The following is a 23202-nucleotide window of genomic DNA, read 5'->3' as shown; positions in this document are numbered from 1 at the left end:
ATTATTCAATGGCAAAACGGTCAGTCGCTTTCACCAGTTCGCTGGCAATGGCCGGTTCAAAGGCCGAATGGCCGGCATCTGGAACCACAATGAGTTCGGCTTCCGGGAACACTGCCTTCAAATCATAAGCCGTTTGCATCGGGCACACCACATCATAGCGGCCCTGGATGATGACTGTCGGAATGTGACGGATGCAGTCAATTTCGTCAAGCAACTGATTTTCATGAGTAAAAAAGCCACGATTCATGAAATAGTGATTTTCGATGCGGGCGAAGGCCAAGGCGAACTCAGGATCCGCGGTGTCTTCGATGTGCTTTAAGTCGGGATACAAGTGGCAGGTTGAGCCCTCCCAGACCGACCAGCGTTCAGCCGCTGCCAGTCTGACCTGTTCATTGTCGGACAGTAATCTTTTCTGGTAAGCACTCATCAGGTCATGTCGCTCATCTTCAGGGATGTGTTGCAAATAAGCTTGCCAGGCGTCCGGAAAAATCCGGCTGGCTCCTTCCTGATAAAACCACTGCAATTCCTGTTGGCGGAGTAGGAAAATGCCCCTGAGCACCAGTTCGGAGACCCGTTCAGGGTGTTTCTCGGCATAAGCCAGTGCCAGGGTGCTGCCCCAGGAACCACCAAACACCTGCCACTGTTCAATGTTCAGCAGCTCACGGATGGCTTCCATGTCGGCGATCAGGTCCCAGGTGGTGTTGTTCTCCAGATTGGCATGCGGGGTGGATTGTCCACAACCGCGTTGATCAAACTGGATGATGTGGTATTGATCGGGGTTGAAGAACTGTCGGGTTTGAGCAGAGGTACCGCCACCGGGGCCACCATGCACAAAAACCACAGGTTTGCCATTTGGGTTACCACAGCTTTCCCAGTACACCCGGTGAACGCTGTTGGTGCTGAGGAAACCGGAGTTCAGGACCTCCGCGGCCGGATACAATGATTTCAGTGCGTTTTTCATCAGTCATTAAAACCATCAGCAAAAATTAAATCAGGAATGATGTACTCAATGGTCAGCAGTGGTTGATTGCTGCTGGCATCTGCGCTGGCCACACTTCTGGCGTTACCGTTATTTTGTTCATCACCAAGTAAAACCCAGCCATGGTTGGCGGTGGCGTCCTGTATCCATAGATTGACATCTGTCAGCATGTCTGCAGATCCGGCATTGGCATCGTTGAAACTGATGGTTTCACCGTTCACATCGGTGAATCCGGCGGTGGCCGAAGCAGACGAGTCAAAATCACCACCGGCGGTGGTCCAGGTGGCGGTGTCATAAAACGTGTGTAACCAGGTGGCATCACCGGTCAATGCAACTCCACCGGCTCCTCCGGCACCAGGTGCCACTGAACCGGCTGCTCCCCACTCAGCCAAAGCCAGGTGTAAGGAGGCATTGGCGGCTTGGGCGGTAGGCGGAATGTTGCCCACCACCAGATCTAAATTGGCCGATATTGCCATGGCGTAAGGCGGAATGGCGCTGAAGTCAAATTCCATCAGTCCTCTTCTGATTTCACCGTTTTGTATCAATCCCATGAACAGCTTGTCTCCGGCACCGTTGCTCAATGAACCAGTGAGGTCCTGATACAAGGTGTTGTCTTTGGCCGGTGTGAGTTGTACCGATTCAATCACGCTGTAATCGATGATCAGTCTTGGGGGAGTAACCGCATTTTCCCGGCTGTTGAAGCGCACCGCGGCGTTGTCATCCACTTCATTTCCTCTGATGAACCAGCCGAAGTTAGCCGCTGGGTTGTCATGCCAGAACCGGACATCGTCAATCAATGCCGTGCTTTCAATGAACAGGGTTTCATTGGCGCTGTAGGGGGCGCTAAAAGTGGCCGCAGGTAAGAAATCTCCACCCACGCTGTTCCAGGGAATGCCAGCAGTGTTGTCGTCACCATGAAAGGCGTTGATCCAGGTGGCATCACCAAAAGTGGCGATGGCACCACCACCTTCCTGTCCGGGTGCATCGGAAGTGCCTTCTCCCCAGTCCGAGGTGGCACGGTGTATGGCGATGGAACCAGGCATCAATTGTCTAGACACAGTCAATTCCAGGGTCACGCTGTTGATCAGCACATTGGCTGGCAGGGCCGTCACATCAAAAGCCATCACAGTTCGTCGCAATGTGTAATCAGCGTTTTGTCCGGTTCTTCCGGCAAACAGATAGTCTCCGGCGCCGTTGCTCAATGGGTCGGCCTGCGATTCATACAGGGTGTTGTCCTGTGTGGGTGAGAGGATCAATTGTTCAGCAGAGGCCTGCATACCAGCACAGGTCAGGCCAATCAACAGCAATTTTTTCATGGGTGGGCTCCGGTCAGAAAGTAAAAGATTATAGCGTTCGGTGTCTTTGGATGACAAGTGTGACTCAGTCTGCACCGGCATTTTGTGAGCTGTTTAACAGCTGCCTGATGATTTCGCTATTTCTGTTCAAATCAGCTAGAATCATTGGCAACACATAATCAACGGGAATCCTCATGGCAAAACGTCAATTCTCACTGGGCCCGGCTACCCTGGTCGCAGCGGCCTTCATAGGCCCGGGCACCGTGACCACCTGCACCCTGGCAGGTGCCAACTTTGGTTATGCCCTGGTTTGGGCATTGGTGTTTTCGGTGGTGGCCTGTATTCTGTTACAGGAAATGTCCGCCAGACTCGGGGTGATCACCAGACAGGGACTTGGGGAGGTGCTCAGTCAGCAATTCCAGCAACCATTGGTCAGGATATTGGTGTTTGGCTTGGTCACGCTGGCTATTTTTATTGGCAATGCCGCTTACGAAGGTGGCAACATTGCCGGTGCGGCATTGGGCTTGAATGCCATCCTGCCGGAGGTTTCACTGCCCTGGCCCTGGATCATAGTAGCGGTGGCATTTGTGGTGTTGGTGCAAGGCAGTTACCGACGGCTGGAACGCGCATTGATGGCCTTGGTTCTGTTGATGAGCCTGGCCTTTCTCACCACGTTCTTCATTACCCGACCTGACTGGCTGGCCATGTTTTCAGGCATGGTGCCTCATGTGCCACAGGTGCCTGAAGGCGCCTGGTTGACCGTCATGGCCCTGGTAGGTACCACTGTGGTGCCTTACAATTTGTTTTTACATGCTTCGGCGGTGAGCAAAAAATGGTCTGGGGAGCACGATTTGCCACAAGCCAGAAAAGACACCCTGATTTCCATCGGCTTGGGTGGGCTGATTTCCCTGGCCATCATTTCTACCGCAGCTGCGGCTTTTTTTGGCCAGCAGATCAGCATCCAGTCGGCTGCTGATATGTCGGTACAATTAGAGCCTTTGCTGGGTTCCTGGGCTTCCATCAGCATGGGTGTGGGCTTGTTTGCAGCTGGCATCACGTCTTCAATCACAGCGCCTCTGGCCGCAGCTTATGCGGTCTGTGGCATGTTGGGTTGGTCTACCGATGGCAGCCACATTAAATTCAGGTTGGTCTGGATGATCATCCTTGGCTGTGGTCTGGCATTGTCGGTGTCGGGATACAAACCCATCACCATCATTTGGTTTGCACAGATTGCCAATGGTATTTTATTGCCAATGATGGCAATGTTCCTGTTGTACGTGATGAATCAAAGTCAATTGCTTGGCCGGTTCAAAAACACCTTGTGGCATAACCTGTTGGGTTTGCTGGTGATTGCCGTGGCTGTGTTGCTGGGCGGCAAGTCTCTTTATTTTGCTTTGTCATGATTGAGCCCACGCAGTTATCCGTTGATTTAAATTGTGACCTGGGTGAGTATGAAAACCTCAGAGATGACTTGAAAGATGCCGCCATAATGCCCTTCATCAGTTCCTGCAACATCGCCTGTGGCGGGCACGCTGGCAACCGCACAGTGATTGCACATACGGTACAGTTGGCAATGCAGTACGGGGTTAACATGGGAGCTCACCCAGGATTTCCGGACCGGGCCAATTTTGGCCGCTCCGTGATCGATATTTCCCGTGAGGAGCTGAAAAAAAGCCTGAACGAACAAATCCAACGAGTCAAACAGGCCATTGAATCGGTTGGGTCTCAGCTGCAGCATGTGAAACCTCATGGTGCCCTGTACAACCTGGCTGCAGATGACTATGGACTGGCCACATTACTGGTTGAAATGGTCAGGTCGATCGGACCAGAGATCAGGTTTTATGGGCTGGCAAACTCGGCCATGGCGATGGCCTGTGAACAATTGGATGTGCGGTTTGTGGCAGAAGCTTTCACCGACCGGGCTTATCAGGCTGATGGCAGATTACTGTCAAGGTCTGAAGTTGGTGCAGTGATAGAGGGAACCGGGCATATCACCCGGCGGGCTATTGCCCTTGTCAGGGAACAATGCGTGGTGGCCAGCACCGGTGAGCGCGTTGAATTACAGGCTGAAACCCTTTGTTTACATGGCGACCACCCCAATTCTGCCGGGCAGGCGCGGGCATTACATGAAGCCTTGTGTGAAGCCGGAATTGAGGTCAAAGCGCCCGCATGAAAGCTTTGAGAATTCAAAGCATCAGCCCCAATGGAGATTGCGGCCTGATTGTTAGTTTCTTTCCTGATGAAGACACCCTGAAAGGCATTCATGCGCTGGCCGAAGAGTGGCTGCGGTCACCCATGCCGCATATGATCAATGTGATACCAGCGACCGAAACCCTGGTGCTGGTATTTGACCGGCCCATTCAATACGAAGAAACCTGGCTGAGTCGCTTACGGGACATCATCATACAACCGCGAACATGGCATCGAGAAGCCACCATTCATGAAGTGCCGGTGTGTTATGAACCATCACTGGCGGCAGATCTTGACGTTGTGCTTGATACCCTTTCCTTGTCTCAAGAAGACTTAATAGAGCGGCACAGCAAGCCACTTTATGAGGTCATGCAGTTGGGTTTTTTGCCAGGCTTTGTCTATCTGGATGGTAACCTGCCTGATTTGGAGGTGCCCAGAAAAAGCACCCCTGTTTTGCAGGTGCCCAAAGGCAGTGTGGCGGTGGCAAACCGGATGACTGGTATTTATTCACTGGCAACGCCTGGTGGTTGGCACGTGATTGGTCGCACCCCCTGTACACTGTTGAATCTTGCATCTTTTTCACCCCAGCAGATCAGGCCATTGGACCAGGTTCGGTTTGTGCCCATTTCCCTCGATGATTTTTTTGCCATGGAGCAAACCGGATGCAATTGACCATCCTGCATGCCGGATTCATGACCACCATTCAGGATGCCGGCAGGTGGCATCAGGCCCATTTGGGTTTCCCGGTGTCTGGTTTCATGGATGGCCCAGCTGCTGAACTGGCCAACTGCATGGTGGGCAACTCACCAGGATCTGCTTTATTTGAAGTGACCTGGACGGGGATGACATTTACCGTTGATGAACCATGTTGTCTGGCCATTGCCGGGGCTGAATTCAATTGCACCCGAAATGGCCAACCGGTTGATACCGGCCAGGTGATTCAGTTGGCTGCAGGTGACACCTTTAAAATGGCACAGTTATTATCAGGGGTGCGGGCCTATGTGGCCATCGCAGGACTTCTTGAAGTGCCTGATGTGTTGGGGTCGAAAAGCACATTGACCCTGGCGGCCATCGGTGGCTTTCATGGTCGTCAGTTGACCGATGGTGACGTGATCCGGGTGACTTTGAACAAGGCTCCTGTGACGCGAATCAAACCAGACTGGAAAAAATGCCGGGCACAAACCATACATGTTCTGCGGGTGATGCCGGGGCCGGAGTTCACCGAGTTCTCGGATACGGCCATCCGACAGGCCTTTGCTCAACCTTATGGTTTGACCCATCAGGCCAGCCGACAGGGTTTTCGGCTGTCAGCCAGGCCGGTTGAAATGCCCGGTGGTGGCCGCATGCGTAGCAGTGGGCTGGTACCAGGTAGTTTGCAAGTGACTCCTGATGGGCAGACCATTTTGGCCATGCATGACGCGCAAACCACAGGTGGCTATCCGCGTATTTTGGTGGTCAATCAGGCTGAACTACATAAGCTGGCGCAAATCAGGCCTGGAGAACAAATTTACTTTTTTAGGTGAATGGCTCGATTAAAGCGTGATTTCATTTAAATTTCAGGTTTATTTCAAGTCTAAATCCACACCTTTCACTACCATCTGCCGCGACGATCATGGGTTGTCATTCTGGTAATCGAAAAGGAGCGAACGATGTTTAAGCAGTCATTGTTATTAACTGTATTGATGACCCTGATTGGGTCAATGATGGTTTTTCAGGTTGGTGCACAAACCACCATCATAGTGGATTGGGCATTGGATGAAGAGCCCGGTCACAACAACCACACCTGTGGTTACACTCAGGGTGGTTTATTTTTTCCGGATACCACTGGTTCTGGAGCAGGGAAATGTACTTTAAGGCGGGCTTTGAGAGAAGCCGGAGCAATTTCAGATGATGCGTTTTGTACCGGCTGTACGCCGGTCACCATTGTCTTTACTGGATTGAACGGCACCAATGGAGATGCAGACGATGGTCAGTTTTCTGGTGGACAATGGATCATTCCGATTGATGATGCTCCGAGCAACAGTGCGTTTGGTTTATATCCGCAAAGTGTCACGGATGTTGATGGGCCAGTGATCCTGAGTGGTCCTGCTGTTCAGGTTCAGCAAAACCAGGAGATGCCCCGGGTAATGATCGACGGAGGAACGACACTCGAAATTGAACTCAGTGATGTATTGGTCCAGAATCTGGGGTTTTTGGGAGGAATGAGCATTCATGCCAAAGAAGAATCCATTACGTTTACCAACAACACCTGGGGATTGACCCCGGATGGTCAAAACATGGCTTTCAGCGATCTGGCAAATGATGCCAATGACCTGGCTGGTAACCATGGCGTGTTGTCCACCAGCAAAGCCGATAATCTGACGGTGTCAGAAAACATCATCACCGGTGCCGGAACTTTTGCCGTGGAAGTGAATTCTTCAACCTCTGGGGTTGTGATCCGGGATAATTGGATCGGTACCAACATCAATGGGACGGTTCCTGTTGTGCCGCAAGCTCTTCAATGCCGCACATTTACTTCTCCATTTAATCCCGTTGTACCACCATTGGATGATGATGAATGGTTTGGTGGAGCTGGCATTTCTGCAGCTGGAACCGGATTGCTGGTCACCGGGAATGTGTTCGCAGGTCTGCAAAACATCCGCAGCACCAATGATACACCACCTGAGGCGCTGACTGTTTTTGGTGCTTTACATACCCTGGAACTGAATGTGATTGGTCAGGATATAAACGGCCAGTCAATTGGCGTGTGTGGACAAGGCATTAAGTTTTCTACACAGACCAATGTCACATCTCCACAGAACAATGGTCACCTGATCATCGAAAACATCATTGACTCATCACGCAATGGTTTTGAAAACACCAAAGGAGCCATGTTGTGGAGTGACACCAGTAATCAGGCCTTCAGAGATGGGGGTAATACGGTGCGTGGCAACATAGTCGTTGATGGCCCGGAAAAATATTTTGAATTGGGTCCCATGCTGGCGACTGACATCAGAACCTTTGAGCCGGCTGTGGTCACTCAGGTTGATGGGGTCAATGTGTCAGGTGGTTCGCACCTGAGCAATGTGTTTGGCGATCCGAGCCCATGTCCTGGCTGCCTGATTGATCTTTATCTGGATGATGGTGATGAGCATGAAGAGGCCTTACAGTACCTTGGTTCTGCGGTGGCCGATGGTGCTGGCGATTTTACTTTTGTTTTGGATGCGCCATTGCCTGAAGAGTTTGGTATCAGGACCACCAGCACGGCCATGTCGGATGACATCATACCCAACACCTGGGCTGGACAAACCAGTAAAATGTCGCAGGAGGTTTATGGGTTGATCTCTGATGTGACATTCGCCAGTGACTTTGATTAACCATCAGCTCTGATTGGCCATGAAGCCATCAGGCCAGTAACAATTCAGCCAATCTTGATGCGGCACGCTGGAATTCAAAAGCCAATTTGTTGCCCTGGTAAATCATTTTATAATGACAAGCCGCCTGAGCCACGACTTTGACGTTTTGTTCATACAACACATCAATCAACGTGATGAAACGACGGGCCTCGCTGTCATTATCAGCACTCATGGCTGGGATGTTCTGAAGCACCAGATTTTCAATGCGTTCAGCGATGGCGATGTAATCGGCAGCATTTCTCGGTTGTTCGCATAAGGCAGTGAAGTCACACCAAAGGGTGTTTTGTGAAAAACGGATGATGTCGAGTTTACGGTCATTGATCAGCCAGGGTACATCTGAAGCCGGTTCCCTGGCACTGAGTTCCAGGTAACGCTCACGGATGTGCAGGTTGCTGGATTCATTCACCGGATAATACCAGTCTTCATGGGATTGTTCCTGCTGCTGTCGATAGTCATGAGCGCCATCCAGATGCATGACTTTCATGTGTTGATTGATCCAGGCAATGGCAGGTAAAAACTTGGCCCGTTGCAAACCATCCTGATACAGGTCATCGGGTTTGACGTTGGAAGTGGTTACCAGGGCAATGCCATGCAGGCTGAACGCTTCCAGCATGCCGGCCAGCAACATGGCATTGGCGATGTCATTGACCAGGAATTCATCCAGGCACAGCACCCGGGTGGTTTTTGCCAGTTGTCTGCAGATATGCACCAAAGGGTTTTTGGTGTCGCCATGTTCCCTTAACTGCTGGTGAAGCCACAGCATGAATTCATGGTAATGTTGGCGTTGTTTGCCAACATGCTCAGGCAAACTGTCATAAAACAGATCCATCAAATGGGTTTTGCCTCGTCCCACTGAACCAAAAATATAGATGCCTTGTGGTGCAGGATCTGGTTTTTGAAAAAACCATTTATTGGTTTTGCTTTGTTGCAGTGCATCATGCAGGCGCTGAAATTCATCAACCACACCTTCCTGCAAGGCATCATGCCAGATAACACCGGCATCCAGCTCAGACTGATAGGTGGCTTTGGGCCCGGTCGTCATTTCAATCGGTATTGACTTGTCTGAGGATGCCATTTTTCACCGCACCTTTGAGGTCCAGCAAACGTCGGTGAAAGAAGTGTCCGGCTTTCATGGTGACCAACTGAGGTTTGGGGTTTTGTTGTTCAACATATTCATAAACGGCTCTGGGGCTGACCACATCATCTTCATCACCCTGAATCACCAACCACGGGCATTCTGGTGCGTCCAGTTCTGTGTAGTCATAACGCTCAACTGGCGGCGCTACTGTAATGAATTGCTCTGGATTGATGTCATGTACAGCGCGCAAGGCTACATAAGAGCCAAAAGAAAAACCGGCCAGCCAGAATTTACAGTGTGGCATGGTTTTTTTGGCCCATTGGTAGACCGCCATCAGGTCATCGGCTTCGCCCACACCATCATCAAAGACACCATCTGATTCACCCACGCCCCTGAAGTTGAAGCGTACGGTGTGTGCACCCATGTCCCGAAACGCTTTTTCCAGCATGTGGGTCACTTTGTTGCGCATGGTACCGCCATACAGTGGGTGAGGGTGGCAGATCAATGCCACACGGTTTTTGTCTACCGCATCGACTTCAGGTGGTGCGGTCAGGCATTCGATCTGGCCAGCAGGGCCGGGGATCATGATGACTTTGGATTCCTTGGGAAATTCGGTGATTTCTTCGCTCATGTTATTCACTCAATTGAATGCTGTTTTCTAATTGGTTAATGGCTTTCTTCATGGTTGTGACGTACTGATTATAGGACTCAGGAGACCCCTGATACCATTTATTTTCAGTCACAAAGAAAAGTTTGCCCTGTTGTTGGCTGATTGCCCATTCAGTTGCCTGGTGATCAGATGCATTGACCTCTGCCGGAGACAGCTGAATCCTGAAATCAGGAGACACTGATGTTGTGCTTTTGAACACAAATGGGGACCGGGTTTGATACCCTTCACTGCGGCCAGGGTTGTGGTTCATGTCGAGGTAATTTTTTTCCATGAAGAAAGGCAAATGCTTCAAACCCTGATCAGCGCTCAGCCGGGTTTTTAATTCCAGTATCAACGGTTCCTGATTGTTACCCAGGCCAAAATATTCGAATGAAACCAATTCCAGGTCTGAATAAGATTCTGCAATCCAGGACTGGACGTTTTGTTGTAATTCATTGCTGGCGTTGTTCTTCAGGGTGTAACGCATGCCGGATGCTTTGTAACCGGTCATCATGATGGTGTCGGTGATTTCAATGTGTTCAAGAGATCTTTTCAGCTCACGATCAACCACAATGGTGTTGTTTTGAGCCTGGCCTTTAGGGATTTCAGTCAGATAAGGTTTTTCGGGGTCCAGTACCAGAGCCGTGCTGCCTTGTAAGTTTTCAGGTGGGTAGGCAGGACCAATGGTTAACTCCTTGTCGGTGGTGTCAATGAACATCCCATTCTGGTAATCCGGCAGGTAAACCACGGCATGATTAAACTGATCGAGGGCAGGCATTTCCGGGTTAACCGTTCTGCGGGTTTCCACCAGTGCCAGATGAGCCGGGATTCCGGCTGAGTTAAGCAGATCAGCCAGTAAAACGGCATGATCCTTACAATCGCCGTAACCGTTTTGCAGTGTTTGGTCTGAAGTGTTTGGGATCATTGCCCTGGTACCAAACTCCAGAGCTTGGTAATTAATATTTTGTTGGATATACCGGGCGGCTTTAACAACTTTATCTCCGGTGGTTCTGGCATCACCAAAAATAGCCATGGTTCTGGCTTTGGACAGCGTTGTGTTGAGTTTTTTGTCAATCATCTGCAAGTAATCTATACCAATCGCTTCCCAGGATTTTTGCGCCGGGTTGATAATCAGCCAATTACTCATGTCCTCAAGCTGTGGCATCAGGTTTTGATAGACCAGCTCTTTGACTTGTGTTGTGCTCCACACCAGCAGGTTGGTTGACTGATGTTCAGACAAAGGCTGGCGGCTGATGTGGTTGATGCCTGTTGTTTCACCATGGATGAATACGGCTTTGAAAGACATTGGATATGTCGACACAAAAAAGTGTTTACTGTAAGGAATCTCGTCTGGCTTCGATTTGGAAACAGTGGTGATGCGGTATTCGATCTCAACACCGGGACGAATATTGGGCACTGGGATGTTGACCACCATGTCATCATCAGCAGTGATGCCATCTGGGTTGTTGGTAAGGAATATTGATTTTCGGTCTATTTCCTGTATGACCTTGCCTTGTTCGTCGAGGACTTTGAATTCGTTGAGGTAAACATGTTCATAACTTTGGTCAAAATCAAAAGTAATGGTCTTGAACTGTTCTACTCCGTTGGGGTTATTGATTTTTATTTTTCGTGCATAACTGGTCGTAAGTGGCTCACCTGGCTGGAAGCCATATCCCACTGTGTAATAAAGGTACTCCACGTCACTGTCCGGGTGTTGGTAGGTCTGCTGCTTGATTTTGTCAAGCAGTACTTTGGGTGGCTCAACTGCTTCAAGTGGTTGATTGACCAGCTGGTAATTGCCCAGTCCCATGTTCAGCTGAATGTTTTTCAGATAACTGCTGATCCGGTCATTATCAGGTGACAGCACGCTGGCTTTTTCCATGGCAGCCAAGGCCTGATCATATTCGCCATTGACAAAATGGATGTCGCCTTTATAAAACGTCAACCCAACATGATCCGGATACAGTATCAATTGATCATCCAAAACGGACATCAGGGTATCCATGAGTTTAACTTCGTACAACCCATCCAGGACGTCATAAATGTTGTCCAGGTCGATGCGCTGTTCTTCCTGCAACAGATTCAGTGTTTGTTTCACGGCTTCTGGTTGCTGGTTGTAACCGGCGTATTTGATCAATCGTCCAAGCCCTGTAGAGCGGCGGGTCATGTTGCCAATGTGCTGGTCAACTAACTGATGGGCGGCTTGCCAACGTTGTTTGTTCTCCAGCAGGTCCAGGTAGGTCAGCAAGTCTTCATCGGATTGATGATCTGTGGCAAACAGTGCCGCATACGTTTCGATGGCCGCTTCATAGGCTTCGGTTTTTTGTAAGAACCAGGCATGCCAGCTGAGGATAACCGGTTGCTGTCTGACATTTTGATCTGATTGCCTGATGATACTCAGGCCCCTGAGGTAATCTCCGGCGGAATTGATTTGGTTGAGCAACAAATTAAGGTGTTCGATGGAAGGGTCAAACTGATACGCTGCTGCATAAAACTCTGTGGCATCATAACCTTCCTCAGCCAGACGCTCTCCTATGGAGTAATAGTAACCGGCGTAACCCTGATCATACTGCCCATCCATCAATGAAACAGACTTTTGGCTTGCTGCTAATGGCTTTAAATGCGCATAGACCAAATTAAGGTTTTGGGCACTTTCCAAGGTATCGCTGGTGGCAATCATAATGGCATGATTACAGTCCCCGATTTGTTTGAAAGTTGCCTGCAGGCTGAGTTGTTTAATGTCTTCACTGATCCCATGTGCCTCGATATATGGTACTTGCACACCACCTGAATCGAACTGGCCATGCTCATAGGCGGCATCCAACCAGAATGAGGCGACGGTTTTCAGAGTGGCTTGCATGGTGGCTTGATCCATGGGGAAGCAATGTGGAATACTGAGGATAAAATCTCCATTTTTTTGATTAATCAGCATGAAGGTGTAGAAATGTTCATTGCTGCTTAACTCTAATTCCTTGTTATCTACCAGGATGTAACCTTCAAACTGACTGAGTTGTAAATTAAATTGCTGGTTAATCAGCGGTGATTTGCTGGGATCAAGCTGAACCAAACTGCTGACCAGAAAAGGGTTGGCCTGCTCATCGGTGAGAGAGATTTTTTTCGCCAGTTTGGTAAAATCAGCTTCTTCCCGATTCAGAAATCCAGGTGATACGTAATTGATTGCATATGCACCATTGCCTTGCCAGGCCATCCACATGTAAAACTTCATGGGCATTTGATTGATCTTGCCGACCATTGTAATCAGTGGGCCTTGCATGTCATTGATGCTCACATTGGCTTTCACTTTTGTCTCATCATTGAGCATGCCCGAAAGTAAGTTCATCTGCGATTGCAGGTAGTTTTCTTTGATATAGGTTTTGAATTCGGTGAGGTTCTGTGGCAGTTGATCTGCCTGATTGAAGGTAGACAGTGGCACCTTATGGATGACTATTGCTTCTGCAGTGGTGTTATTCATTAATGCCAGGTCAGCAACCGGATGTTCTTTGATCACCCAGTTGTCATCGAGTTGGATGGTCAGATTGAGGTGATTTATGCGCGTTTCTTTGGCAGCAACCGTGGGGATGTGCATCCAGCAGATCAACATGGTCAGTAAAACAGATTTGTACAACATGATTATTCCCTTAATTGTGATGGTTTATTCATTGAAAATAATTTTTATCTTCATTGATCCTGAGGTGCCAGTCAATGCTGCAAAGTCACGCCATGAGTTGACGGCATTGGATCAATAAAAAAGGCCGCATTATAACACCCAGTTTGGTGTCTGATGTATCAATGGGGACTTGTTTTCTGATCTGACTGCTGGTCAAATTCAAACACCTGGTTTTTACGCGCGTACAACAGCATCAGCACCACCGGGATGCCGATGACTGCAGTCATCAGATAAAAATTCGCGTAGCCCATCTGTTCAACCATGCCGCCGGAATAACCGCCAAGGATTTTGGGAAACAGTGTCATTACAGAGCTGAACATGGCATATTGCACTGCGGTGAACTGGCGGTTGACCAACAGAGACAGAAAGCCCACAAACGCTGTGAGCGCCATGCCCTGAGACAGGTTGTCAGCTGAAATCATGAAGGTCAGAAATACCAGGCTTTTCTCCATGTTGACCATCATCATGAACAACAAGTTGGTGGCGGCAGAAAGCACGGCGGCAATGATCATGATGCGCATGATGCCATAACGAACCACGAGAAATCCGCCCAGAATACCGCCACCGATGGTCATGAATAAGCCAAAGGTTTTAACGATGCTGGCAATCTCATCCAGATCAAAGCCTTTGAACTGATAAAATAAATTGGCCGTTACGCCCATCACGATGTCGGAAATCCGGTACAGGCAAATGATGCCAACCAAAAGCCAGATGTGTTGTCTGTGTCGCAGGAAGAGGTCCTTCACCGGCGACCAGTAAACGTCTTTGATCATGTCTGTATTGACCCAACGTGTGGTGGCAACCAACCTGGCGGTGATGGTGGCCAGGCACAATGCCAGCAACAATTGACTGGCAGTGGTCAGGGTTGCTGACAGAGGCCGGTTCTGACTCCACGCAAATAACTGGTTCCTGAATGACTGGAAAAAATCAGCAGTCAACTGATAACTCAGGATCAATACCGTTACACAAATGATAAACACCCCCACCACAGCCAGGTAATCACTGGTTTGGTGGACCAGGGCTGCTGCCTTTTTCGGTTCTTTGATCCACAAAGTGGTGCCGATACCAATCAGCATGGTGGCTGCCATGCTCAGGTAACTGATTTTCCAGGCAAAGTAATTGTATTGGTCCATGCTGGTGCCCAGGTAAGCGGCGATGTACAGGGCACCGGCTCCAGACGTCAGCATACCAAGACGATAGCCGACGGTATAGACAGATGACAACATGGCGATGTCCTTGTCAGTGGAAGCTTCGATTCGCCAGGCATCGATGAGGATGTCCTGAGTGGCGGCAGAAAAGCCCAGCAAGGTCACGGCCAGGGCCATTTGTGTCAGGGCGCTGACACTGCTGGCCGGATCAGTCATTGCCATCAGTGAAATGGCCACCATGATCAGCAATTGGATACATAAGAGCCAGGCGCGTCTTTGCCCCATTTTCCTGGTCAGGTAGGGAATGGGTAAGCGGTCAACCAGCGGAGACCAGAGGTATTTAAATGAATAACCCAGCGCAGCCCAACTGAAATAAGTAATGGCTGATTTTTCCACACCCACCTGATCCAGCCAGAGCGATAAGGATGAAAATATCAGGAAGTAGGGTATCCCGGCTGAAAAGCCAAACAACGTCATGTGTAAGAATTTGGGGTGCAACAGGTGTTTGAGCGTATCTGACATGGCTGAGACGGGCAAAAGGGGCAGTTTATCATGATTGGACAGCCATACCTGTTCAGAAACAAGGCGATGTGAGTTGTTCTGTCAGGGCAGGGCTTTATTTTTGTGTTATTTTTTTAAATCGGTTATGATTTATTCAAAAAGAGGATTATGGAAGGGTTGAATGATCAGAGCCGAAGATTTACAGCAATATTATCCGTTCAATAAAATCGATTTGAAGTTTTATCCTTTGTTGTTGAAGGAGCTGGAATTTTTTGACAAACAAAAAGGAGAAAAGCTCTATGCCATCAACCGCCGTGCGGAAAACACCAAATACCTGACCAAAGGTGTGGTCAAAGTGGTCACTGACAAAGGTCGTGAAAAAGTCATTAAGTCGACCTCCTTACAATCAAAATACCCGATTGGTGATGCCAATAAAAGCAACACCATGGATGCCATTGTCGATTCGGTACAAGCCTCTGGATTTCAGATCAGTTCCACATTGCTGGATCACTTCAAAGTCTGGAATGGCTGCTATGAGGCCGCGTCCCAGGATAGCCCCTTGCGCGGTCACAGTTCTTATGAATGGGTGGTTGGACTGTTGAAAAGCCAATCGGTGCAGATGCTGCCTCAAGGTAATGTGGGTGAGTTGTTTGATGAGCTGGAATCACGCCAGGTCAAAGCCGGTGAGGAAGTCATTTCCGAAGGTGATCCGGGTGATTATTGTTACATCATTGCCAACGGTGAAGCTGAAGTTTTTCAAGTGGTAGCTGAAGGTGAGCAAAAAGTCGCCGATCTGGGCAAAGGCACATTGTTCGGTGAATCGGCACTGGTCAGTAATGAACCCCGCAATGCCTCGATCAGAATGACCACCGATGGTTTGTTAATGAAATTGGCCGGGGAAAAGTTCTCCAAGTTACTTAAAGCCCATGTGGTCCGCTGGATCACCGCTCAGACAGCCCTCGAAAAAATTGCCAATGGAGCCACGTTACTTGATGTCAGGGAGGTGGAAGAATATTCTCATCAGGGTATTCAGGGTTCAATGAACATTCCGCTGACTCAACTGCGCAAAAAAATTTCCAGGATCGATCTCAGCCGGGAAATCATCACCTGCAGCAACATGGGGTCCCGTTGTGCCTCAGCCGCCTTTACGCTGGCCACTCTTGGATATGATGTGTATGCCCTTCAAGGGGGGATCGGTGGTCTGGTGCGTTCGTTGGATGTCTGAAATCGCACTTGCCGCAGCCATTCCGGCTGGCTAAAAAGGTACTCATCTGCTACAATATGGCCGCTTCAAATCAGCGGCCATTGTCCGACCATAAACCTGGGTCAAACTGAAATTGCTGACTGAACAATGAAGCCCGTGATGGCCTCGGATATTGCGCAGCCATTGGTTCAGATTCTGGTGTTTCATGACAGCTCATTGCCATGTAAAGACCCACAAAGCATTCACACGATATGACACAATCAAATTCCAGTGCCGGTTTGAAATTCAGACAGGCTGTTGAACAGCATCAACCACTTAAAGTAGTGGGCACCATCAATGCATACACTGCCAGAATGGCCAAAGCCATTGGTCATCAGGCCATCTATCTATCCGGCGGTGGTGTGGCTGCCAATTCATTGGGCATGCCTGATCTGGGTATATCATCCCTGGAAGATGTGCTGACTGATGTCAGGCGGATCACTGATGTTTGTGATTTACCGCTGCTGATTGACGTGGACACTGGTTGGGGTGGGGCTTTTAACATTGCCCGAACCACCCGTTCAGTGATCAAAGCAGGCGCCGCCGCCATGCACATTGAGGACCAGGTGGCACAAAAACGGTGTGGTCACAGACCAAATAAGGAAGTGGTTTCTCAGGGCGAGATGGTTGATCGCATCAAGGCTGCAGTGGATGCCAGAACAGATGAAAACTTTGTCATCATGGCCAGAACTGATGCCCTGGCGATTGAAGGTGAAGAGGCTGCCATTGAGCGGGCGGTGGCTTGTGTGGAAGCTGGGGCCGACATGATTTTTCCAGAGGCCATGAAAACCCTGGATCAGTATCAGCGTTTCAAAGCAGCGGTCAAGGTACCGATTCTGGCGAACATCACTGAATTTGGTCATACGCCATTGTTCACCAGTGATGAGTTGAGCGCGCAGGGGGTCGATATCGTGCTGTATTGTTGCAGTGCTTACCGGGCCATGAACAAAGCGGCTGAGACGGTTTATCAGTCCATTCTGAAAAACGGCCATCAAAAAGATGTGCTGAACATCATGCAAACCAGAGAGGAGCTGTATGGTTACCTGGATTACCACAGCTATGAACAAAAATTAGATCAATTATTTTCAGAGGATAAATAACATGGGAAATGCCAAGAAAGCCGGTGGAGCCGGCCTCAGGGGACAAAGTGCCGGAGAAACCAAATTATGCACCGTTGGTAAAATCGGTGCAGGCCTGACATACCGCGGATATGACGTTGATGACCTGGCCACCAATGCCTCATTTTATGAAACCGCGTATCTGATTTTGCACGGTAAATTGCCAAACCAGGCTGAACTGGACGCCTACAAAAAGAAAATCAACAGCTTACGTGAATTGCCAGAAGCAGTGAAAAAGACCCTGGAATTGATTCCGGCATCTGCCCATCCGATGGATGTGATGCGGACCGGTTGTTCTATTTTGGGTAATGTGGAAGGTGAAACTGACTTTGCTCAGCAATTGGATAAGGCCGATCGCCTGGTGGCGATTTTTCCTTCCATTATTTGTTACTGGTATAAGTTTGTTCATGAAGGCGTGCGGATTGAGACTGCTTCAGAGATTGATGGCGTGGGTGCCCATTTTCTGGAAATGCTGCATGGCAAAGCGCCCAGTGAGTTACATGCACGGGTGATGGATGTGTCATTGATTCTCTATGCTGAGCATGAGTTCAATGCATCGACCTTCACCGGACGGGTGGTGGCTTCAACACTGTCAGACATTCATTCTTGTGTAACGGCATCCATTGGCGCCCTGCGAGGCCCCTTGCATGGTGGTGCCAACGAAGCTGCCATGGACATGATTCAGCAATGGTCAACTCCTGAAGAAGCGACGGCGGCCATTGATGAGATGTTGGCCAACAAGACCCTGATCATGGGTTTTGGTCATGCGGTTTATACCGAACGTGACCCACGCAATGCCATCATCAAGCGCTGGTCTGAACAGTTGGCTGAAGAAGCCGGTGACACGGTGTTATACCCTGTCAGTTGCGCGGTTGAGAAGAAAATGTGGGATGAGAAAAAACTGTTCCCTAATGCCGACTTCTTTCACGCTTCTGCATATCACTTCATGGGTATTCCCACAGAGTTGTTCACCCCGATTTTTGTCATGTCACGGGTGACTGGCTGGACAGCACATGTCATGGAGCAGCGGGAAAACAACCGCATCATCAGGCCCAATGCCGATTACACCGGTCCGGATACCCGAAAAGTGGGACCGATCAGTGATCGAGACTGAATTGACAGATGTGATCTGTGAGTCAAAGCCCGTCTTCAGCGGGCTTTTTTTTGTCTGCTGGTTTAGTCCGCTTCACCAGGGTTTAATGCGTGATACCATGGTCTTATCATGTGAACCGCATGAGTCAAGAGACTGGTGTAATCAAAAATCACGTTATGATGGTCAGGATTAATATGTAATGACAAGAGGAAGGTTTGATGCATAAAACAATTGAAGACTGGTTCAATGCGGGCCACATTGATCACGCCAAGAAACATCAGGCCCTGGTGTTGGCAGGTGAGCGGGCAGACAGGCGAGGCTGGTTTGGCTTTATCAGCAGGGTGCTTGTGTTGCTGGGTTTGTTATCACTGGCGGTGGGTGTGGTGTTCTTTTTTGCTTACAACTGGAATGACATGGGCCACATGGTCAAGTTTGCTATGTTACAAAGCCTGTTGGTTGCAGTGGTATTGGTGTATGTCTGGAAACCAGGAAATGCCTGGGTGGCTCAGGCCCTGTTGCTGAGTGCTGTGTTGGTGCTGGGGGCTTTGCTTGCTCTGTTCGGGCAGACCTATCAAACAGGTGCCGACCCCTGGCAATTATTCGCCACCTGGGCGGTGTTGATTTTACCGGTCGTGCTGTTTGGCCGATCAGAGGCTTTGTGGCTATTTTGGCTGGCACTGATGAACACAGCACTCGCCCTGTATTTTGATGTGAATCGTAACCTGTTGGGCCTGATGTTTACTTCTCGGCATAAAATCTGGGCTTATCTGGTGCTCAATGGCTTGGTCTGGATAATGATTGATTGGTTGTGTCACGCACAAAAACAACCAAAGTGGCTGGGTTTGTCGCATCGCTGGGCAGCTCAGGTGAGTGGCCTGGTAGTGATTTACCTGCTGGTACTGGTGGGATTAGAGGGTATTTGGGGGTACCGGGTATCGCATGGTGTATTTACTTTGATATTTCTGATAATGATGGCAGCCGTTTACGGTTTTTTACGTTACCTTCGCAAAGACCTGTTGTTGCTCACTGCCTGGGCCTTTGGAGTCACTGTATATATATTATGTGCGCTGGGTGAAGCCATATTGGGCGATCTGGACGCTTCCGGGTTGTTGATATTGGCTTTGTTGTTGATTGCCATGACCACGGCCACTGTGTCCTGGATACGTAAACTCAGTCATACATTTAAGCAGGAGGCGTCTCATGAATGATCGGTTGCTGTGGGAGCGAATGAAAAAACATGGATTGGTCCAGGGTGCCATGCCTCCAGTTGCTGAACAACCGGATTCTTCACCCTGGTATATCCGGGTGCTGCAAGGCTTTGCAGGTTGGTTGGCAGCGTTGCTTTTGCTGGGTTTTCTGGGTTTTGGTGTGGCTGGGTTGTTTGATAATGGGCCGGTGCTGTTGTTTATGGGGTTGTTGCTGAATGGCTGTGCCTTTGTTTATTACCGGAAAAATCAGAACAATGACTTTTTTGATCAACTGGTGCTTGCCTTCAGTCTGACAGGTCAATTTTTGGTGGCATTCGGCCTGTATGAGACGTTTGAGTTTCGCAATCGGGACTGGTTGCTGTTATTGGCCGGATACCAATTCATTTTGGTGTTCATTATGCGCCAGTACCTGCACAGGTTTTTGAGTACCTGGTTCGGTGTGATTGCTTTGTTCTGGGGTTATGAGGGGTTGGTATACAGCGGCGTAGGCAGTGCCCTGGTGGCGGCATGCCTGGTATGGATATGGCTTGATCGGGTTGATCGCGAACCCGATGGGATATTTTATGAACCCATTGGTTATGCACTGGCACTGGCTTTATTACAGCTCAATGTGCACAGCCATTTGTGGCTGCTGGATTTGTTTTGGTATCGACGGGAAGGAGAAGGCCTCTTGCTTGAGCTGGCAGGTCCGCTGCGGACTGTGTTGCAGGTTGGTGTTTTGAGTTATTTCATTTGGCGCCTTTGTCAAGAGCAGGGTGTTAAGTTTAAGCAGCCTGCTGGCCGCCTGGCCTTTTTGGGCTTGCTGGTCATGTTGTTGCTGTCCTTTCCTATATTGGGCTTGAGCAGCGCGATGCTGTTGTTGTTGCTGGGTTATGCCAGACAAAAGCCGGTGCTAATGGTAATGGGCGGCTTGGCACTGCTGGGTTTCGTGGGCTGGTATTACCATAACCTGCAAACCACTTTGTTGGTCAAGTCGATGATTCTGATGGTCACTGGCTTGTCGATGTTGCTGGGCTGGTGGTTGTTACGGCGTTACCTGCGGGTGTTGCCAGCCACTGACGTGAACAACAACGATATACAGCCAACCAATGGGGTGTATAAAAGTGCTCGCTTGGCAGCTCTGTTGACCCTTGTGCTGGGATTGCTGGGAGTTAATCACGCCATCATAGACAAGCAGCATTTAATCACAGACGGGCGTTCGGTGTTGCTGGAGCTGGCGCCTGCGGATCCGCGTTCGATCATGCAGGGTGACTATATGCGGTTACGGTTTGCCATTGCCGCCGATATCAGGAGAGCGGTTTCGTCAACCAATACCCCAAATATGACAGGTTTGGTGTGGGTTCAGTTGGATGAGCACGGCGTAGGGCGATACCAGGGATTGACACCGCCTGAGGAGACCATTGAAGAGGTGGTGGGGATGCAATTCCGGGTGCGCAACAACCGGGTGCAATTTGCCACCAATGCGTTTTTCTTTCAGGAGGGTGATGCAAAAAAATTTGATCAGGCCAGGTATGGTGCATTCCGGGTTGCTGAAGACGGCACCTTGTTGCTCACTGCGATGTATGACAAAGATCATCAGCTGATTGGTGAAAATCGACTCGATTAGTTGGTTTGGATGGCTTTGCACAATTGTCTGATGGCCAGCAGAAGCCGCAGGGTAGGGCGGGTGAAATGATCTGCTTCCAGTTCGACCACTTGTTGCTTGCGAATGGCCTCAACCTGAGTCCATGAAGCCAAAGAGCTGTTTTGGTCAAATGGCATGGTGGTGACAATCACCTGAGGATTGTGTAACACGGCTGACTCCAGTGTAATGGCCACAGCCGGGGCGTCCAGGCTGTCATAAACGTTGAGTAGTCCACATGTGCTGATGGCTTCAGACATCCAGTGATCCCTGCCAACGGTATAAATGGGTTTGTCAGATATCTGAATCAAGGCAGTCTTCTGCCCGGTGGCCTGAGCTTTTAATGCAGTCAGTGCCTCTGCAAACTGGTCTGTTTCCGGTACCGGAGTGGTGCCCAGCATATTGGCGATTTTTCTGATGGCCTGAGGAATGTCAGCTAAAGTCCGGATGTCTACCCGAACCATGTTAAAGCCCATGTCTGAGAGTTGTCGCACCACCTGGGCAGCAGTGCCCTGGTGCCAGTAAAAGATGATTGATGGGTTGAGTAGTTTGATTTGTTCCAGATCCAGCCTGAAGGCATCACCGATGATGGGCAATTCTGTGGCTTCATCGGGATAGTCGCTGTAAGCGCTGACCCCGGCCAAAAGATCGCCGCCGCCGGCTGAATACACCAGTTCAGTGAGGTGGGGTGATAGGGTGATGCAACTCACCTGGGTATCATCAGCGGACACAATCATGACGTGAAACAATAAAATAAGGAGACTGGATTTCATGTTTGGCAGCTGGCGTAAAAGCTGTTCATTGTAACCGCAGAAGAATGCGATCCGGAATGGTTAATCAGCGTTAATTAAATAAGCCTGAAAAAAATGTTTGTAATTGACTGCATTATGTCTATAATTCGCATCCTGCTCGGACACATCGGAAGGCGTTTGAAAAGCGGTAAAAATTACTCGTATTTTCTGTTGACTTTCGGCTGATATTCTACGAAAATGCCGTGCTTTGCTCGTTGGAGGGATACCCAAGCGGCCAACGGGGGCAGACTGTAAATCTGCTGTTTTTAACTTCGGAGGTTCGAATCCTCCTCCCTCCACCAATTTAAAAGAGCCGTAACAATCAGGTTATGGTTGGGATGAGCGGGTGTAGTTCAATGGTAGAACATTAGCCTTCCAAGCTAAATACGTGGGTTCGATTCCCATCACCCGCTCCATTGTAATGCCCATATAGCTCAGTCGGTAGAGCACTTTCTTGGTAGGGAAGAGGTCACTGGTTCGACTCCAGTTATGGGCACCACTACTGTACTTATTTTTAACTACTTGTTTTTGGAGTAGCAACACATGTCAAAAGAAAAATTTGAACGCACGAAGCCCCATGTAAACGTGGGCACAATCGGTCACGTTGACCATGGTAAAACAACCTTGACTGCAGCGATCACAAAAGTTGCTGCTGAAAAACAAGGCGGTGAATTTAAGGATTACGACCAAATTGATAACGCGCCGGAAGAAAGAGAGCGTGGTATCACCATTTCTACGGCTCACGTTGAGTACGAAACTGATGGTCGTCACTACGCACACGTTGACTGTCCGGGCCATGCTGACTATGTGAAAAACATGATTACTGGTGCGGCACAAATGGACGGTGCTATTTTGGTTGTGTCAGCAGCTGATGGTCCGATGCCACAAACCCGTGAGCACATTCTGTTGGCTCGTCAGGTTGGCGTACCTTACATTGTTGTGTTCCTGAACAAATGTGATCAGGTTGATGACGAAGAGTTGTTGGAACTGGTTGAGATGGAAGTTCGTGAGTTGTTGAATGACTACGAGTTCCCTGGTGATGACACACCATTGGTTATGGGTTCTGCGCTGAAAGCACTGGAAGGTGATACTTCTGATATTGGTGTGCCAGCAGTTGCTAAATTGCTGGATGAGATGGATGCATACATTCCAACTCCTGAGCGTGAAACCGATAAGCCATTTTTGATGCCGATTGAAGACATTTTCTCAATTTCAGGTCGTGGTAC

Annotated in this window: 18 protein-coding genes and 3 tRNA genes; 14 read left to right on the top strand and 7 right to left on the bottom strand. The window is 49.4% G+C overall.

What is annotated here, in order from left to right; genetic code table 11:
• Nucleotide 1: 1 nt before the first annotated feature.
• Together pip and B0475_RS06465 are read right to left on the bottom strand one after the other, a co-directional pair.
• Complete coding sequence (gene pip / locus B0475_RS06470) at nucleotides 2-961, bottom strand: prolyl aminopeptidase (RefSeq protein ID WP_077410957.1); 960 nt, start codon at nucleotides 959-961, stop codon at nucleotides 2-4.
• On the bottom strand, nucleotides 961-2295 hold the full coding sequence (locus B0475_RS06465) for a DNRLRE domain-containing protein (protein ID WP_157892749.1): 1335 nt from the start codon (nucleotides 2293-2295) through the stop codon (nucleotides 961-963). The genes pip and B0475_RS06465 overlap by 1 nt, the downstream gene beginning before the upstream one ends.
• A gap of 173 nt (nucleotides 2296-2468) precedes the next feature.
• Between B0475_RS06465 and B0475_RS06460 the strand changes: the two genes are divergently transcribed.
• From B0475_RS06460 to B0475_RS06440, 5 genes are all read left to right on the top strand, one after another.
• The gene (locus B0475_RS06460; protein WP_077410955.1) at nucleotides 2469-3677 is read left to right on the top strand and encodes an Nramp family divalent metal transporter; all 1209 of its coding nucleotides are present in this window, start codon (nucleotides 2469-2471) and stop codon (nucleotides 3675-3677) included.
• A complete protein-coding gene (pxpA, locus tag B0475_RS06455) occupies nucleotides 3674-4447 on the top strand; it encodes a 5-oxoprolinase subunit PxpA (RefSeq protein WP_077410954.1) in 774 nt (257 codons plus the stop codon). The genes B0475_RS06460 and pxpA overlap by 4 nt, the downstream gene beginning before the upstream one ends.
• On the top strand, nucleotides 4444-5136 hold the full coding sequence (locus B0475_RS06450) for a 5-oxoprolinase subunit B family protein (RefSeq protein ID WP_077410953.1): 693 nt from the start codon (nucleotides 4444-4446) through the stop codon (nucleotides 5134-5136). Before pxpA ends, B0475_RS06450 begins: the two co-directional genes overlap by 4 nt.
• Nucleotides 5127-5987, top strand: a complete 861-nt coding sequence (locus tag B0475_RS06445) for a 5-oxoprolinase subunit C family protein (protein ID WP_077410952.1) — start codon at nucleotides 5127-5129, stop codon at nucleotides 5985-5987. The genes B0475_RS06450 and B0475_RS06445 overlap by 10 nt, the downstream gene beginning before the upstream one ends.
• A gap of 126 nt (nucleotides 5988-6113) precedes the next feature.
• Nucleotides 6114-7820 (top strand): hypothetical protein, encoded by a 1707-nt coding sequence (locus B0475_RS06440; RefSeq protein WP_077410951.1) that lies wholly within the window; start codon nucleotides 6114-6116, stop codon nucleotides 7818-7820.
• A gap of 28 nt (nucleotides 7821-7848) precedes the next feature.
• Here B0475_RS06440 and zapE read toward each other — a convergent pair whose 3' ends face one another.
• The 4 genes from zapE to B0475_RS06420 form a co-directional block, all read right to left on the bottom strand.
• Nucleotides 7849-8901 (bottom strand): cell division protein ZapE, encoded by a 1053-nt coding sequence (zapE, locus tag B0475_RS06435; protein WP_157892748.1) that lies wholly within the window; start codon nucleotides 8899-8901, stop codon nucleotides 7849-7851.
• A gap of 1 nt (nucleotide 8902) precedes the next feature.
• Nucleotides 8903-9568 carry an alpha/beta hydrolase gene (locus B0475_RS06430; RefSeq protein ID WP_077410949.1) on the bottom strand — a complete coding sequence of 222 codons (666 nt, stop codon included), beginning with the start codon at nucleotides 9566-9568 and terminating at the stop codon, nucleotides 8903-8905.
• A gap of 1 nt (nucleotide 9569) precedes the next feature.
• Entirely contained in the window at nucleotides 9570-13214 is a 3645-nt protein-coding gene (locus B0475_RS06425) for a DUF3857 domain-containing protein (protein WP_077410948.1), read from the bottom strand.
• Between the two features lie 158 nt (nucleotides 13215-13372).
• Entirely contained in the window at nucleotides 13373-14923 is a 1551-nt protein-coding gene (locus B0475_RS06420; protein WP_198538150.1) for an AmpG family muropeptide MFS transporter, read from the bottom strand.
• Between the two features lie 160 nt (nucleotides 14924-15083).
• Here B0475_RS06420 and B0475_RS06415 point away from each other — a divergent pair, with 160 nt between their 5' ends.
• The 5 genes from B0475_RS06415 to B0475_RS06395 all read left to right on the top strand — a co-directional run bounded on the left by B0475_RS06415 (nucleotide 15084) and on the right by B0475_RS06395 (nucleotide 21170).
• Nucleotides 15084-16127 carry a cyclic nucleotide-binding domain-containing protein gene (locus B0475_RS06415; RefSeq protein WP_077410947.1) on the top strand — a complete coding sequence of 348 codons (1044 nt, stop codon included), beginning with the start codon at nucleotides 15084-15086 and terminating at the stop codon, nucleotides 16125-16127.
• Between the two features lie 230 nt (nucleotides 16128-16357).
• On the top strand, nucleotides 16358-17245 hold the full coding sequence (prpB, locus tag B0475_RS06410) for a methylisocitrate lyase (RefSeq protein WP_077410946.1): 888 nt from the start codon (nucleotides 16358-16360) through the stop codon (nucleotides 17243-17245).
• A 1-nt stretch (nucleotide 17246) separates the two neighbouring features.
• Entirely contained in the window at nucleotides 17247-18377 is a 1131-nt protein-coding gene (gene prpC, locus B0475_RS06405; RefSeq protein WP_077410945.1) for a bifunctional 2-methylcitrate synthase/citrate synthase, read from the top strand.
• Nucleotides 18378-18574: 197 nt separating this feature from the next.
• Complete coding sequence (locus B0475_RS06400) at nucleotides 18575-19564, top strand: DUF2157 domain-containing protein (protein WP_077410944.1); 990 nt, start codon at nucleotides 18575-18577, stop codon at nucleotides 19562-19564.
• Complete coding sequence (locus tag B0475_RS06395) at nucleotides 19557-21170, top strand: GDYXXLXY domain-containing protein (RefSeq protein WP_077410943.1); 1614 nt, start codon at nucleotides 19557-19559, stop codon at nucleotides 21168-21170. The genes B0475_RS06400 and B0475_RS06395 overlap by 8 nt, the downstream gene beginning before the upstream one ends.
• Here B0475_RS06395 and B0475_RS06390 read toward each other — a convergent pair.
• Complete coding sequence (locus B0475_RS06390; RefSeq protein ID WP_109862359.1) at nucleotides 21167-21958, bottom strand: helical backbone metal receptor; 792 nt, start codon at nucleotides 21956-21958, stop codon at nucleotides 21167-21169. The genes B0475_RS06395 and B0475_RS06390 overlap by 4 nt on opposite strands.
• 235 nt (nucleotides 21959-22193) lie before the next feature.
• Between B0475_RS06390 and B0475_RS06385 the strand changes: the two genes are divergently transcribed.
• From B0475_RS06385 to B0475_RS06370, 4 genes are all read left to right on the top strand, one after another.
• Nucleotides 22194-22278 (top strand) — tRNA-Tyr (locus B0475_RS06385).
• 40 nt (nucleotides 22279-22318) lie between these two features.
• Nucleotides 22319-22392: transfer RNA gene (locus B0475_RS06380), tRNA-Gly, on the top strand.
• A 7-nt stretch (nucleotides 22393-22399) separates the two neighbouring features.
• Nucleotides 22400-22475, top strand: a tRNA-Thr gene (locus tag B0475_RS06375).
• A 44-nt stretch (nucleotides 22476-22519) separates the two neighbouring features.
• On the top strand, nucleotides 22520-23202 hold a 683-nt coding region (locus B0475_RS06370), incomplete at its 3' end, for a GTP-binding protein (RefSeq protein ID WP_157892747.1).

This window comes from Marinicella sediminis (assembly GCF_002000055.1).
In the GTDB taxonomy this organism is placed as follows: Bacteria; Pseudomonadota; Gammaproteobacteria; order Xanthomonadales; family Marinicellaceae; genus Marinicella; species Marinicella sediminis.
This window is presented reverse-complemented; position numbering and strand designations above follow the sequence as displayed.

What these genes read in the sequence shown, in the direction of transcription:
- B0475_RS06430 (WP_077410949.1), bottom strand. Translation starts at nt 9,568, where the DNA reads ATGAGCGAAGAAATCACCGAATTTCCCAAGGAATCCAAAGTCATCATG.
- B0475_RS06415 (WP_077410947.1), top strand. Translation starts at nt 15,084, where the DNA reads ATGATCAGAGCCGAAGATTTACAGCAATATTATCCGTTCAATAAAATC.
- B0475_RS06395 (WP_077410943.1), top strand. Translation starts at nt 19,557, where the DNA reads ATGAATGATCGGTTGCTGTGGGAGCGAATGAAAAAACATGGATTGGTC.
- pip (WP_077410957.1), bottom strand. Translation starts at nt 961, where the DNA reads ATGAAAAACGCACTGAAATCATTGTATCCGGCCGCGGAGGTCCTGAAC.
- prpB (WP_077410946.1), top strand. Translation starts at nt 16,358, where the DNA reads ATGACACAATCAAATTCCAGTGCCGGTTTGAAATTCAGACAGGCTGTT.
- prpC (WP_077410945.1), top strand. Translation starts at nt 17,247, where the DNA reads ATGGGAAATGCCAAGAAAGCCGGTGGAGCCGGCCTCAGGGGACAAAGT.
- B0475_RS06445 (WP_077410952.1), top strand. Translation starts at nt 5,127, where the DNA reads ATGCAATTGACCATCCTGCATGCCGGATTCATGACCACCATTCAGGAT.
- B0475_RS06440 (WP_077410951.1), top strand. Translation starts at nt 6,114, where the DNA reads ATGTTTAAGCAGTCATTGTTATTAACTGTATTGATGACCCTGATTGGG.
- B0475_RS06425 (WP_077410948.1), bottom strand. Translation starts at nt 13,214, where the DNA reads ATGTTGTACAAATCTGTTTTACTGACCATGTTGATCTGCTGGATGCAC.
- B0475_RS06465 (WP_157892749.1), bottom strand. Translation starts at nt 2,295, where the DNA reads ATGAAAAAATTGCTGTTGATTGGCCTGACCTGTGCTGGTATGCAGGCC.
- pxpA (WP_077410954.1), top strand. Translation starts at nt 3,674, where the DNA reads ATGATTGAGCCCACGCAGTTATCCGTTGATTTAAATTGTGACCTGGGT.
- B0475_RS06390 (WP_109862359.1), bottom strand. Translation starts at nt 21,958, where the DNA reads ATGAAATCCAGTCTCCTTATTTTATTGTTTCACGTCATGATTGTGTCC.
- B0475_RS06420 (WP_198538150.1), bottom strand. Translation starts at nt 14,923, where the DNA reads ATGTCAGATACGCTCAAACACCTGTTGCACCCCAAATTCTTACACATG.
- zapE (WP_157892748.1), bottom strand. Translation starts at nt 8,901, where the DNA reads ATGACGACCGGGCCCAAAGCCACCTATCAGTCTGAGCTGGATGCCGGT.
- B0475_RS06460 (WP_077410955.1), top strand. Translation starts at nt 2,469, where the DNA reads ATGGCAAAACGTCAATTCTCACTGGGCCCGGCTACCCTGGTCGCAGCG.
- B0475_RS06400 (WP_077410944.1), top strand. Translation starts at nt 18,575, where the DNA reads ATGCATAAAACAATTGAAGACTGGTTCAATGCGGGCCACATTGATCAC.
- B0475_RS06450 (WP_077410953.1), top strand. Translation starts at nt 4,444, where the DNA reads ATGAAAGCTTTGAGAATTCAAAGCATCAGCCCCAATGGAGATTGCGGC.